The sequence below is a fragment of the Lysobacter auxotrophicus genome (assembly GCF_027924565.1).
Lineage (GTDB): Bacteria > Pseudomonadota > Gammaproteobacteria > Xanthomonadales > Xanthomonadaceae > Lysobacter_J > Lysobacter_J auxotrophicus.
In genome coordinates this window covers 3,844,201-3,856,514 of record NZ_AP027041.1, presented here as the reverse complement: position 1 = coordinate 3,856,514, position 12,314 = coordinate 3,844,201, and the positions used below count along the sequence as shown (strand labels likewise).

Sequence of the window (12,314 nt, the reverse complement as noted above, 5' to 3'; positions counted from 1 at the left end):
CGGGTGCGCTTTGCTTACCCGGGCTACAAGAGCGTCGCAAACACGCTGGCGCTTCGTTGTCCCTCACCCCAACCCCTCTCCCGGCGGAGAGGCGCTCAATCGTGCGCTTTCCGAACGGGCGGCACGATGAACCACGCCGCGATCACCAGCGCCGCGAACGCGCTGTACGCGGCGACGAAACTCCACCACGGCGCGTCGAAGAAGATGAGCCGCGAGAGCCAGTGTTCGATGAACGATTCGCCGTAACTCGCCTGGCCTGCGCGGCGGCGCAGCGCCTGCTCCCACACCGTGAGCGGGCACAACGCGCCGAGCCACGCCTGCAGCGCGATGAACGCCATCAGCAACACGTGCGTGAGCCGCCAGCGGACGCCGCGCACCCAACGCCATCGCGATCGCCCGACGAAGATGGCGACGGCACCCAGGATCACGAACGCGACGATGCCCACGTGCACGACGAGGATCGCATCGGCGAGCTTTCCGGCAAACGCGGGGTTCATGGCGGCACTGTAGCCAACCCATGGCCCATGCCGCTCACGCGGGCTCATGCACAATGCGGCGCATGCGCTATCCCCTGGTCATCTTCGATTTCGACGGCACGCTGGCCGACTCCTTCCCGTTCTTCGTGAAGGCGCAGCACGCGCTCGCGCAGCGGCACGGATTCACCGCGATCGAGGACGACCGCGTCGATGCGCTGCGTCGCCTCGGCACGCGCGAGCTGCTGCGCGAGTTGAAGTTTCCGACGTGGAAGGTGCCGATCGTCGCGGCGGATTTCGTCCGCATGATGCGCGGCGCACCGCCGGTGCCGCTGTTTCCCGGCGTCGCCGACACGCTGCGGCACCTGCGCGATCGCGGCGCGCGCCTGGCGATCCTCACCTCGAACTCCGTCGACAACGTGCGGCGCGTGCTCGACGCCGAGCTGATGGAAGCGATCGAACTGATCGACGGTGGCGCGCACGTGCTCGGCAAGCATCGGCGCATCGCCCGCATGTTGAAGCTGGCGAAAACCGGGGCGTCGGAGGCGATCTACATCGGCGATCAGGTCAGCGACGGCGAAGCGGCACGTCGCGTGGGCGTGGCGTTCGGCGCCGTCGGCTGGGGGTATTCGCACGCGGATACGCTGCGCGCGATGGGTGCGGAGGAGTTCTTCGAGACGGTGCCGGAGCTGGGGCGACTGGCGTCGTAGTGACGGCTCTTGTAGCCCGGGTAAGCAGCGCACCCGGGAAACCTGCGCTGGGATGGCTGAATCCCCGGGTGCGCTGCGCTTACCCGGGCTACAAAAGCCACGCTACAGCCGAGCCCGTTCAGCCTCATCGGTCGCGCCGCCTGCTGCAATGCAACATAATGGCCGCATGTCCGCCGTATCCCCAGCCGCGCCGGCGCTGAGCCCGCGCCAGGTCACCCTCGTCCTGTTCGCCCTTGCGATGGGCGGCTTCGCCATCGGCACCAGCGAGTTCGTCGTGATGGGGCTGATCAGCGACATCGCGCGCAGCCTGGGCGTCAACGAGCCGCAGGTCGGCCACGTGATCAGCGCCTACGCGCTCGGCGTGGTCGTCGGCGCGCCCACCTTGGCGATCCTGGGCAACCGGCTCTCGCGCCGCAGCCTGCTGCTGTGCCTGATGGGCTTCTACGCGCTGGGCAACCTCGCCAGCGCGCTCGCGCCGGGCTATTTCACCCTGATGGGTGCGCGCTTCATCGCCGGTCTGCCGCACGGTGCGTATTTCGGCATCGCAGCCCTGGTCGCCGCGCGCATCACGCCGCCGGAACAGCGCGGCGCCGCGGTCGGCCGCGTGATGCTCGGCCTGGCGATCTCGCTGCTCGTCGGCAATCCGCTCGCGACGTGGATGGGGCAGACGTTCGGCTGGCGATGGGCGTTTGGCCTCGTGACGATCCTCGCGATCGCCACGGTGATCATGACCATGCGCGTGCTGCCGCGCGGCATGAACGCGCCGCGGCCGGATGCATTGCGCGAACTGCGCGACTTCAACCGCAAGCCGGTGTGGCTGGCGCTGGGCATCGGCGCGATCGGATTCGCCGGTATGTTCTGCGTCTTCAGCTACCTCACGCCGACGCTGGTGCACGTGACCGGCGTGCGCGAAACCTTCGTGCCGTTCGGCCTGGTCGCGTTCGGCATCGGCGGCATCCTGGGCACGCTCGGCGGCGGCTGGATGTTCGATCGCTTCCAGTTCCGCGCGGTGCCGATGCTGCTGGTGTGGTCGATCGTCGTGCTGCTGGTGTTCCCCTTCGCGGCCAAGTCGCCGTGGACCGTGCTGCCGGCGGTGCTCGCGGTCGGCACCATGGGCGCGCTGGCGACGGTGTTGCAGGCGCACCTGATGGACGTCGCGCGCGAAGCGCAGACGCTCGCCGCGGCGTCGAACCACTCGGCGTTCAACTTCGCCAACGCGCTCGGCCCGTGGCTGGGCGGCATGGCGATCACCGCCGGCTACGGCTGGACGTCGACGGGCATCGTCGGCGCAGCCACGGCAGTGTGCGGTTTGCTGATCTACGCGTGGGCCCGCGCGGATCTGCGGCGCAGCGCGGCGGTGGTGGTGGAAGAGGCGGCGTAACGCCCCCGATCGTCATTCCCGCGAAGGCGGGAATCCAGCCGTCAATCGTCGCGATCCGGTGCACGAAAGCGCCGTCAGGCAATGACCGATCGAGCGCGCCGTCACCGGGCGCCGCGAGCCAGCCGCTCTTCCACTTCGGTGAACGCCGAATGCGTCCCGCGCGGCGCATCTTCCATGCCGGTGGCGAAATAGACGACGCCGCTGCCGGACGCGCGATCGATCCAAAGCCCGGACAGCAACCCGTAAGCGGATCCCGCATGGCCGCTGCGCTCCACGCCGTCGCCGAACGGATCGTCGCGGCAGCCCTCGCGCTTGGTCGCCAGCGTCTGCACCGCCAGGCCGTAGCGACAGAAGAAGCCGTTGCGCGACTGCCCGCTCGCGTCTTCCTCGGCGGTGACGCCGTTGTCGGCCGTGTACGTCCATTGCGGCGTCATCATCGTGCGAACCGATGCGGCGGAAAGCACGCGCACGCCATCGAGTTCGCCTTCGCGCAGCAGCATGCGGCCGATCCGCGCCAGGCCATTGGCCGAAATGCGCAGCCCGCCCTGCGGCGAGAACATTGCGCCGTTGCGGCCGGGTGTCCACTGCGACAGGTCGCACTCGCGCTTCGTCGAACGGATCACCGCGCAATCCGGCTTGCGCCCGCGCAGGTTGTCGTACACCGGCGCGCCCGCCGCGTCGTACTGCACGACCGCGCGCGCGGCGAAGTCGCGACTGCAGCTTTCCCAGTTGAAGCATGCCTCGATCTTCAGCGGCGCGAACACCAGGCGTTGCATGAGTTTGTCGAACCGCTCGCCGGTGGCCTTTTCCATCGCGGAGGCGACGATCGGCAGGTCGATGTTCGCGTAACGGAAGAACGTGCCGGGCGCGTGCGCGTCGTCCCACGCGCGCGGATTGTCGGTGATGTCGCGCAGCGCGCCGTCGAGCGGCACCGCCCAGTAGCCGGCCGCATCGGTCAGGCCGGCGCGATGCGAGAGCAGCAGCCGCAGCGTGATCGGTGTCTTGGGAAACGCCGGATGGCGCAGCCTCCAGCCGAGCAGCGGCGAGAGGTCGGCATCGAGGTCGAGCTTGCCTTGCTCGACCAGCCGCATCGCGCCGATCGCGGTGACGAGCTTGCTGATCGACGCGACGCGCACCGGATCGTCCGCCGTCACCGCGCGTTTGGCCGCGAGGTCGGCGTATCCATGCACCTGCGTGCCGGTCGTGCCGTCACGGTCGAACGCGATCCGCACGCTCGCAACCGGTGGCACCGCGCTCGCAGGCGCCGCGAGCATGGCGAGCAGGAGGACGAGGGCCATCGTTCGGATCACGCGCATGAGGTCGCTCGGAATCGGGGGCGCCCCAAGCCTAGCCTGCGCGGGTGCATGTTGCAGCGATGAAACCTTTTTTCGGCCCGCTTGCGCGCACCGCGAACCTTCACGGACAACGCGGTTTCGCGGGCGCAGACTCAAGCCGAACTCCGCTGGGGCCGCCGATGAATGACGATACGCGCGCCACGCCGGGCGAGGGCACGCCAGTCGGTCCGGGCACGATCGACAACCAGGTCATCAAGGACATGCTGTGGGCGTTCGCCGTGCGATCGCCCGAACACGCCGCGCTGCTGATCGGCAACGACGGCACGATCACATGGACCAACTCGGGCGCCGAAGTGATCCTCGGTGCCGAGCCCGGCGGCCTGATCGGGCGCAACATGGGCTCCTTCTTCACCCGGCGCGACCTTGCGGCCGGCATTCCCGAGCACGAACGCGTCGAAGCGCGCAGCCGCGGCACGGCGTCGGACGATCGCTGGCTGTCGCGGCTTGACGGTTCGCGCTTCTGGGCGTCCGGCGTCACGGTGTACCTCGGTCCGTTCGTGCAGGAGATGGATTGCTGCGCGTACCTCAAGCTGTTCCGCGACCTCACCGAAGTGAAGATGCAGCTGGAAAGCAGCCGCAAACGGTGTCGCGCCGCGAGCGAGGCCAGCGACAAGAAGAGCGCGGCCATCGCGCTGCTCGCGCATGAACTCCGCAATCCGCTGTCAGGCATCAGCCTGGCGGCGGGCATGTTGAAGCGCCGCATCGGCGACGACGTGCCGTCGGCGGCCGATCCCATCGACGTGATCGAGCGCAACGTCGAACTGGCCGTGCGCCTGATCGAAGACCTGATGCAGCACAGCAAGGTCGCGTCGGACGGGTTCCAGCTCGACAAGACGCGCTGCAAGCTGCGCGAGATGCTGGAGACGTCCACGTCCATCGCGAAGCGCCAGATGGAAGAGGAATCGCGGCTGGTGCGCGTGCTGCTGCCGCAGCATGAGATCGAAGTGGACGTGGATCCGATGCGCATGCAGCAGGTGTTCGTGAACCTGATCGCCAACGCGCTGCGCTACACGCCTATGCCGGGGCGCATATGGGTCAGCGGCACGGTAGAAGGGCACGAGGCGATCGTGCGCGTGACCGACGAAGGCATCGGCATCGCGCCGGACCGGCTGGAGCGGCTGTTCGAAATGTTCACCCTGCCGCGCCTGGACAGTTCGAAACTCGGACTCGGGCTCGGCCTGGCGCTGGTGAAGAAGATCATCGAACTGCACGGCGGCACCGTGCAGGCGCGCAGCGAGGGCGTGGGGAAAGGCAGCCAGTTCGTGGTGCGCTTCCCGGTGCACTGACGCCTACAGCGCGCCGGTCCTCACGTGGAAGCCGAGCGCGCCGGCCACCATGCGCAGCGCTTCGTCGTCGCGCTGGCGCGCGATGAACCCGGCCTGCGTGTGGTCGCCGGTTTCGTACGTCCACAGCGTGTAGTGGTGTTCGCGCAGGCGGTCGAAGGCGACGTTGATCAGCGCGGGCACTTCGGCGTCGGCCAGCGCGTCGTCGTCGTCCGCATCGAAGCCCCAGTCGATACGCAGGCCCAAGCGCGAAGCGAGCTCGTCGAGCACTTCGATCAGCCCGGCGGCATCGGACTCCTCCACGTGGAAGCCGGCGCGCCAGTCGATCGCGTCGCGCAACGCCTGCACGGGGTCCTCGCCGTCGATAAGGGCCTCGCGGCAGCGGCCGAATTGCTCCATCGCCGCGTCGTCGTCGCCGGGATTGATGAGTAGCAGGAACTGCCAGGCCACGGCTTCCTGCGCGGCATCCTCGTCGAGGTCGGCGTCGTCGTGGAAGGAGCGGGCGAAGTTGTCGTCGGGGTCGTATTCGGAATGCATGGCGCGGGCCCGCGAGTGGGGCGCACAGGATACGGCGCGATGCGGCGGCGGGGCGTGCGGGCAAAAAAGAAGGCTGCCGAAGGTCCGGCAGCCCTGAAAGGAGTGGACGCCCCGGGGGAGTGTGGGCGTCCTGGCCGACTCGCAGCGGCCGACGCCAGCGTTGCGCAGCGCTCGTGCGCCCTCCATGGGACGAATCCGAAAACGCCATCCGTCGGAAGGCTCGCGCCGCGCATGGCGCGGCTTCGTTCGCGGGATCACGCTGCCGACATCTCAGTTGCCGGGAGCGTGCGCCATGGCCTCGATCCAGCGCGAGATCGACGTGGACATCGCGTTGCGCGACGCGTGGGATGCGCTGCGCGATGTCGGGAGCATCCATCAACGCCTGGTGCCGGGCTTCGTCGCCGACTGCCGCATGGAGGGCCGCGTGCGCGTGGTCACCTTCGGCAACGGCATGGTGGTGCGCGAGCCAATCCTCGTCATCGACGAGGATCGGCATCGCGTGGCGTGGGCCGCGGTCGGCGGCTCGTTCGAGCACTACAACGCGTCGGTGCAGGCATTCGACCTGGGCGAAGGCCGCACGCGTCTGCGGTGGATCGCGGACCTGCTGCCGGATTCGGCGGCGCCGGAGGTGGAGGGGATGATCGCGGAGGGGCTTGGGGTGATGAAGCGGACGTTGGAAGCGGCGGGTTGAGGTTTGTTTTTATGCGCGGCGTCCCTTGGGCGAAGGTGGGACCTGCGCTCGTAGCGCGAAGGGCACGCTTCTGGCGCGGAACCACCTCACCGTCATTCCAGCGAAAGCTGGAACCCATTTGCTCTTGCTGACCAAGCCCCCGGGTGCGCTTCGCTTACCCGGGCTACAAGAGCCATCGCCGTTGCGCTTGATCGTCATCCCCGCGAAGGCGGGGATGCCGGGACTTTTCATGCTTTCCCGTTGCTTTTCAGAAGAAGAATCACCAGCCAAGCTTCCGATCGCCTGCGGCGCCCGGGTCACTTTTCTTTGCTTGCCCAAGTCCTACTGGATTCCCTTCGGTCAAAAAGTAACCAAAAGAAAGGGCAGCTCCCCGACAAATCAATCCCACGACCGGACAGAGCAAGGGCGCGTTCGCGATTCGCCTTCCATGGCTCGGCGCTCACCGCCGCACGTCCTGTGGGGCGCCCGTTGGGGCTAGGGACCTGATTGGCTGTTCGACAGCGACAGCAACAGCAACAGGAAGCGCAACACCAAAGCGCCACGCGTTTGTAGCCCGGGTAAGCGAAGCGCACCCGGGGTGGCAGGGCGGTCGCGTCCCGGGTGCGCTTCGCTTACCCGGGCTACCAGAGCAAACGCATCGCGCGTGCCAGCGAGATCGCGCATCCCAACCCCAACCCCTCTCCCGCAGGAGAGGGCAACATCGCAAGCACCGCATACAGCACCGCCACGCAAGAGCGGCGCATATCGTGCGGCGGGTGACGCTCGCGTACGCCGCGTCAACCGCCCGACCTCACGGCAACGCCGTCCCCTGGTCCGCGATCGCCAGCCAGCGGTGGCCGTCGTGGCTGTAGGTCACGCCGGTGTAGGCGTGCTGGCGGAAGCCGATGCGGGGGATTTCGTACACCGTCTCGTACAGGATGAACGCGGCGTTGCAGCCATCGACCACGCGGTAGACCTCCGTCCACGTCCACTGCGCCTCGCGGTTGGCGAAGTGGCTCGCCAGCGCGGTCATGATCGCGTCGATGCCGACGAACTTGTGGCCGCTGGCGAAGACGGTGATCGCGCGTTCGTCGTGCACGGCGCGGAAGGTGTCGGCGTCGTAGTCGCGGAAGGACTCCATGTCCATGCGCTGGGCCAGTTCGAACTGGCGCGCGCAGCCGCGGGCGCGGCCGTCGCCGTGTCCGCCGGCGAAGGCGGGCGCGAAGGCGGACAGGAGCAGCAGGCAGGTGGCGGCGGGAATGCAGCGACGCAGGAGCGGGCGGATCGTCATCGTCGTGTCCTCGACATGGGGGCAGGACGACGGTAGGCGCGCAAGCGGCACCGTTGAAGAGCCAAAACCGGAGGGTTCCACAGGGCCAATCCGGCCCCGCCCGGACGCGTCGCCTGCCGCCGCCCCGCCACAAATCCCCCGCATAATCGAATGCCCCACACGTCATCGGAGCCGCTTCCATGACCCTTCTCGTGACCGGCAGCGCCGGCCATCTGGGCGAAGGACTGATGCGCGAGTTGCGCGCCACCGGGCGCGACGCCGTCGGCATCGACATCAAGCCTTCCGCATTCACCGACCACGTCGGCTCGATCACCGACCGCGACTTCGTGCGCCGCCGCATGAAGGGCGTGCGTGCGGTGATCCACGCCGCGACGCTGCACAAGCCGCACGTGGCGACGCATCCGCACCAGGACTTCATCGACACCAACGTCAGCGGCACGCTGGCGCTTTTGGAGGAAGCCCTCGCCGCGAACGTCGAAGCGTTCGTGTTCACCAGCACGACCAGCACGTTCGGCGCCGCGCTCACGCCCGCGCTGGGCGAGCCGGCGGCGTGGATCGACGAGCACGTCGCGCCGATCCCGAAGAACATCTACGGCGTGACCAAGCTGTCGGCCGAGCAGCTGTGCGAGCTGTTCTACCGCAAGCGCCGCCTGCCCGTGCTGGTGCTGCGCACCTCGCGCTTCTTCCCCGAGCCCGACGACAGCATCGACGTGCGCAACGGGTTCTCGACGGCGAACGCGCAGGCGAACGAGCTGCTCTATCGCCGCGTCGACATCGCCGATGCGGTGGACGCGCACCTGCTCGCGGTCGAGCGCGCGAAGGCCATTGGCTTTGGCCGCTACATCATTTCGGCCACCACGCCGTTCACGCGCGAGGATCTTGCGGAACTTCGGCGCGATCCGGCGACCGTGCTCGCGCGGCATTTCCCCGATGCGCCGGCGCTGTATGCGTCGCGCGGATGGCGGATGTTCCCGCAGATCGATCGCGTGTACGTCAACGCGCTCGCGCGCGAGCAGCTGGGATGGCAGCCGAAGTACGACTTCGCGCGCGTGCTCGCCGCGCTGCGTAGCGGGGAGGAATTCCGCAGCCCTCTCGCCGAGGCGGTCGGCAGCAAGGGGTATCACGACGCGGTGTTCGAGGACGGCCCGTATCCCGTCGCGTCTTGAGGACGTTGTAGCGCCGGCCCCTCTCCCGCGTGCGGGAGAGGGTCGGGGTCGCTTGACCGGGCTACAGAAGCGGAACGACTACTGCCCCTTCGGCCGTACCTGCACCACCGCCGCTTCGGTGAAGGCGACGCGCAGCATGTCGCCCACCTTCAGCTTCGACAGGCGCGCCTGGTATTCCGGCTTTCGCACGTCCAGGGTGACGACGTTTCCGCGCGGGCCTTCGACGGTGATGGTGTTGTTTGCCGTGTCGATGGCGCGGATCGGCGCGAGCACGGTGACCACTTCCGCGGCGCCGGCGCGCGGCTTCTCGCCCTTCTTCGCGATGTCTTCCTTCTGCTTGATGTACGCGCCCGGTTCGGCGCTGCCGGCCGGCTGGATGTCCACGGTGACCGCGCGCAGATAGTCCAGCGACACAGTGTCGCCGACGCGCACCTGCTCGAAGTTGCGCACGGTTTCGTCCGCGTGCACTTCCACTTCGTTGCCATCCGGGCCCTGGACGGTGATGAGCCGGTTGGGCGTGTCGATGTCGGTGACCTTGCCTTCGACGGTGACGGCGACCGCGGCGGTCTCGCTGCGATCCGGGTCGGGCGGGGTCGGCTTGGCGGCGTACGTGGCCGAGGTGGCGAGGGCCAGGGCGATGGCGAGGAAAACGGGGCGGAGCGGGAGCGGGGAAGTCTTCACTGCGTCCTCCGTGCGGTGTGGGCGCGCATCGCGCGGACGCGCGACGGCAACGCGCCGCCCGGTTCGGGGCGGCGCGGTTCAGTGTGTGCACGGAAAAGTGAAGGCCGCGTGTCGTGCGCGGCGGGCGCAGCGCTAGTGCAGCGTCGGCCCCTTCTGCTCGCGATGGCGCACCTTCGCCAGCGCGTTGTCGTCGGAGGAATCGTTCGCCGGCGTCGAGGCGGCCTTAGGCTGGTTGCGCTCTTCCAGGTCCTTCTTCTGGTCCTTGGAGCCCGATTTCTGCTGGGCCTGGAGTTTTGGCTTGTCCGGTCGCATGGCGTCCTCCTCAGTGATGGCGCTTGTCGCTGCCGGAGCGGTGGTCGTCGCGGCCTTCCTCGCGCGTGGACGGCTCCTTGTGCACCGCGTGCTTGCGTTGGCTCGGCCCGTCGTGGCCCGCGCGCATCGCGTGGTCGCGGTCGGTGTCGCGATTGCCGCCCGACGGTGGCGTGCTGTGGCCGCTCTTGACCCGGTCCTGCGCGTGCTTGTTGGTGCCCATGGTGTCTCCGCGTGGTGGGGGAAGGCTCACCGTAGGAGTTGCGCCGTTAGGTGCGGCGCACCGGGATGTAAGCCCTTCGTTACCGCGGCGCATTCAGCCGGATAACGAAAAAGGCCCCGGAATCCGGGGCCCTTCGTACGACGCAGATCGAACGCGCGTGGATCAGTGATGCAGCAGCACGTCGGCGATGATGCCGGTGGCCACGGCGATCAGCACGTAGCGGCCATCGTCGCTTCGCACCCAGCGGTGACCGCGGGGCGGCTCGCGCAGGTCGTAGTGGTGGTAGTCGTCGACATAGACGCGGCGCTCGACATAGACCACGCCGCGGCGGTAGTCGTGCTTGTAGTGGCCGTTCTTGCGGCCGCGGTCGTGGCGGTCGTCATGGTCGTCGTAGCGGTCGTGATGATCGTGACCGCGGCCGTGGCCGTGGCCCTTGCCGTGCGCGGACGCGACGACTGGCGAGAGCAGCAGGAAGCCGACGGCGAGGGTCGAAATCAGGCGCTTCATGGAATCCCCTGTTGAATGCGAGTGCGTGGTGGTTCTTGTGCGCTCGATCCTGACTGCGCCTGTCGTGCTGGCAAGTCGGGTCCGCATCAAACCATGACGCAGTTCGCGGTTTGGGCCCCGAATCCTTCACCCGGCCTTTAGGTAAGCGCTTACAACGCGCGTGCCGGACAAAAAAACACCGGGGCGGCGCGCGAGCCCAGTCGCGCGCCGCCCCGGCAATCTCCCTGACGAGGAGTGCGTGCAGTGTGGCCGCCGACCGTCGCAGGGGACGAGACGCCGCGCCGCGCGGCCTCCTACACTCGGCGCAAACGTGAACACCTGAGGGGAAGGGAATGAAGCGTCGTGCCATGGCGGCCCTGACGGGCCTGTCGGTTGCCCTGCTGTCGATCACCACCGCGACCCCGGCGCAACAGGCGCCGCCCGCGGCGCCCGCGTCCGCACCGCCGATCGTGTTGCGGGCCGCGCATCTGTTCGACGGTCGCAGCGGGCGGCTCGTGTCGCCGGGCACCCTCGTCGTGCAGGGCGGGCGCATCGCCGCCGTCGGCGACGCCGCGGTGCCGGCCGGCGCGAAGGTGATCGACCTGGGCGACGCCACGCTGCTGCCGGGCTTCATCGACGCGCACACGCACATCGCGTCCAACCACGACGACAACTGGGCGCAGGGCTTCTACGAGAACATGCTGCGCTTCCCGACCGAGCAGTCCTTCCACGCCGCGCGCAACGCGAAGCTGACCCTCGAGGCGGGCTTCACCACGGTGCGCGAAGTCGGCGCGCCGGACTTCGTCGACATCGCGCTGCGCAACGCCATTCGCGACGGTCTCACCGAAGGCCCGCGCATGCTGGTCGCGGGCCATGCACTGGGTTCCACCGGCGGGCACTGCGATGCCGCGCCGTTCCCGCCGGAGCGCGTGACGCCGCTCGGCCCGCGCGACGGCGTGTGCAACGGCGCCGAACAGTGCCGCCTGGCGACGCGCGAGCAGATGAAGTACGGCGCCGACCTCATCAAGATCTGCGCCTCCGGCGGCGTGCTGTCGGAAGCCGATCCGGTGGACGTTCCGCAGCTCACGCCCGAGGAACTGCGCGCGATCGTCACCGAAGCGCACACTTGGGGCCGCAAGGTCGCCGCGCACAGCCATGGCGACCTCGCCGCGAAGCTCGCCGTGGAAGCCGGCGTGGATTCGATCGAGCACGGCAGCTTCCTCACCACGCCGACGCTGCAGCTGATGAAGAGCAAGGGCACCTACCTGGTGCCCACGCGCATGACGCAGGTGTGGGTGGTCGAGAAGGCCGACACCTACCCGCCGCAGATCGGCGCCAAGGCGCGCGCTGCCGGCGCGGCGCACCAGAAGATGTTCAAGGAAGCGCTTCGCGTGGGCGTGCCGATCGCGCTGGGCACCGACGCAGCGGTGTATCCGCACGGGATGAACGCGCAGGAATTCGGCGACATGGTCGACCTCGGCATGACGCCCGCGGCGGCGCTGCTCACCAGCAGCCAGGGCTCGGCGAAGCTGCTGGGCATCGACAACGAAACCGGCACGCTGGAAGCCGGCAAGTTCGCCGACATCGTCGCCGTCCCGGGTAACGTGCTGGAAAACATCCGCGCCACGCAGAAGCCGCTGCTGGTGATGAAGCAGGGCGCGGTGGTGCGCGGGCCGTAGGCGGCCGACGCCGCGTCGCGATATCGATCAGTTTTCGAGAAGCGGCGACGCGAACGCCGCGTCAGGATCG

14 protein-coding genes are annotated in these 12,314 nt (G+C 68.5%); 6 read left to right on the top strand and 8 right to left on the bottom strand.

Features of this window, described 5'->3' with window-relative positions:
• Positions 1-95: 95 nt before the first annotated feature.
• Positions 96-497: a DUF2784 domain-containing protein gene (locus LA521A_RS17605; RefSeq protein WP_281780135.1), complete on the bottom strand. Its 402-nt coding sequence runs from the start codon at positions 495-497 to the stop codon at positions 96-98.
• Positions 498-559: 62 nt separating this feature from the next.
• Here LA521A_RS17605 and LA521A_RS17600 point away from each other — a divergent pair, with 62 nt between their 5' ends.
• Both LA521A_RS17600 and LA521A_RS17595 read left to right on the top strand, forming a co-directional pair.
• The gene (locus LA521A_RS17600) at positions 560-1,183 is read left to right on the top strand and encodes an HAD-IA family hydrolase (RefSeq protein WP_281780134.1); all 624 of its coding nucleotides are present in this window, start codon (positions 560-562) and stop codon (positions 1,181-1,183) included.
• Positions 1,184-1,349: 166 nt separating this feature from the next.
• Entirely contained in the window at positions 1,350-2,564 is a 1,215-nt protein-coding gene (locus tag LA521A_RS17595) for an MFS transporter (RefSeq protein ID WP_281780133.1), read from the top strand.
• Positions 2,565-2,665: 101 nt separating this feature from the next.
• Here the strand turns inward: LA521A_RS17595 and LA521A_RS17590 are convergent, their stop codons facing one another.
• Positions 2,666-3,862 carry a serine hydrolase domain-containing protein gene (locus LA521A_RS17590; RefSeq protein ID WP_281780132.1) on the bottom strand — a complete coding sequence of 399 codons (1,197 nt, stop codon included), beginning with the start codon at positions 3,860-3,862 and terminating at the stop codon, positions 2,666-2,668.
• A 176-nt stretch (positions 3,863-4,038) separates the two neighbouring features.
• On the opposite strand from LA521A_RS17590, the gene LA521A_RS17585 reads away from it, so the two are divergent.
• Positions 4,039-5,205 (top strand): PAS domain-containing sensor histidine kinase, encoded by a 1,167-nt coding sequence (locus LA521A_RS17585; protein WP_281780131.1) that lies wholly within the window; start codon positions 4,039-4,041, stop codon positions 5,203-5,205.
• A 3-nt stretch (positions 5,206-5,208) separates the two neighbouring features.
• On the opposite strand, the gene LA521A_RS17580 is transcribed toward LA521A_RS17585, so the two are convergent.
• Entirely contained in the window at positions 5,209-5,739 is a 531-nt protein-coding gene (locus LA521A_RS17580) for a DUF6630 family protein (protein ID WP_281780130.1), read from the bottom strand.
• 184 nt (positions 5,740-5,923) lie between these two features.
• On the opposite strand from LA521A_RS17580, the gene LA521A_RS17575 reads away from it, so the two are divergent.
• Positions 5,924-6,430 (top strand): SRPBCC family protein, encoded by a 507-nt coding sequence (locus LA521A_RS17575; protein ID WP_281780129.1) that lies wholly within the window; start codon positions 5,924-5,926, stop codon positions 6,428-6,430.
• Between the two features lie 790 nt (positions 6,431-7,220).
• On the opposite strand, the gene LA521A_RS17570 is transcribed toward LA521A_RS17575, so the two are convergent.
• Positions 7,221-7,700, bottom strand: a complete 480-nt coding sequence (locus LA521A_RS17570; RefSeq protein WP_281780128.1) for a Cif family virulence factor — start codon at positions 7,698-7,700, stop codon at positions 7,221-7,223.
• A 179-nt stretch (positions 7,701-7,879) separates the two neighbouring features.
• On the opposite strand from LA521A_RS17570, the gene LA521A_RS17565 reads away from it, so the two are divergent.
• Entirely contained in the window at positions 7,880-8,866 is a 987-nt protein-coding gene (locus tag LA521A_RS17565) for an NAD-dependent epimerase/dehydratase family protein (protein WP_281780127.1), read from the top strand.
• A gap of 78 nt (positions 8,867-8,944) precedes the next feature.
• Here LA521A_RS17565 and LA521A_RS17560 read toward each other — a convergent pair whose 3' ends face one another.
• The 4 genes from LA521A_RS17560 to LA521A_RS17545 form a co-directional block, all read right to left on the bottom strand.
• Positions 8,945-9,547 carry a hypothetical protein gene (locus LA521A_RS17560; RefSeq protein WP_281780126.1) on the bottom strand — a complete coding sequence of 201 codons (603 nt, stop codon included), beginning with the start codon at positions 9,545-9,547 and terminating at the stop codon, positions 8,945-8,947.
• Positions 9,548-9,679: 132 nt separating this feature from the next.
• Positions 9,680-9,859, bottom strand: coding sequence for a hypothetical protein (locus tag LA521A_RS17555; protein ID WP_281780125.1), 180 nt, complete (start codon positions 9,857-9,859; stop codon positions 9,680-9,682).
• 10 nt (positions 9,860-9,869) lie between these two features.
• A complete protein-coding gene (locus LA521A_RS17550) occupies positions 9,870-10,079 on the bottom strand; it encodes a hypothetical protein (RefSeq protein ID WP_281780124.1) in 210 nt (69 codons plus the stop codon).
• Between the two features lie 162 nt (positions 10,080-10,241).
• Positions 10,242-10,586: an RcnB family protein gene (locus LA521A_RS17545; protein WP_281780123.1), complete on the bottom strand. Its 345-nt coding sequence runs from the start codon at positions 10,584-10,586 to the stop codon at positions 10,242-10,244.
• A gap of 347 nt (positions 10,587-10,933) precedes the next feature.
• Here LA521A_RS17545 and LA521A_RS17540 point away from each other — a divergent pair, with 347 nt between their 5' ends.
• Complete coding sequence (locus tag LA521A_RS17540; RefSeq protein ID WP_281780122.1) at positions 10,934-12,244, top strand: metal-dependent hydrolase family protein; 1,311 nt, start codon at positions 10,934-10,936, stop codon at positions 12,242-12,244.
• Positions 12,245-12,314 lie beyond the last annotated feature (70 nt).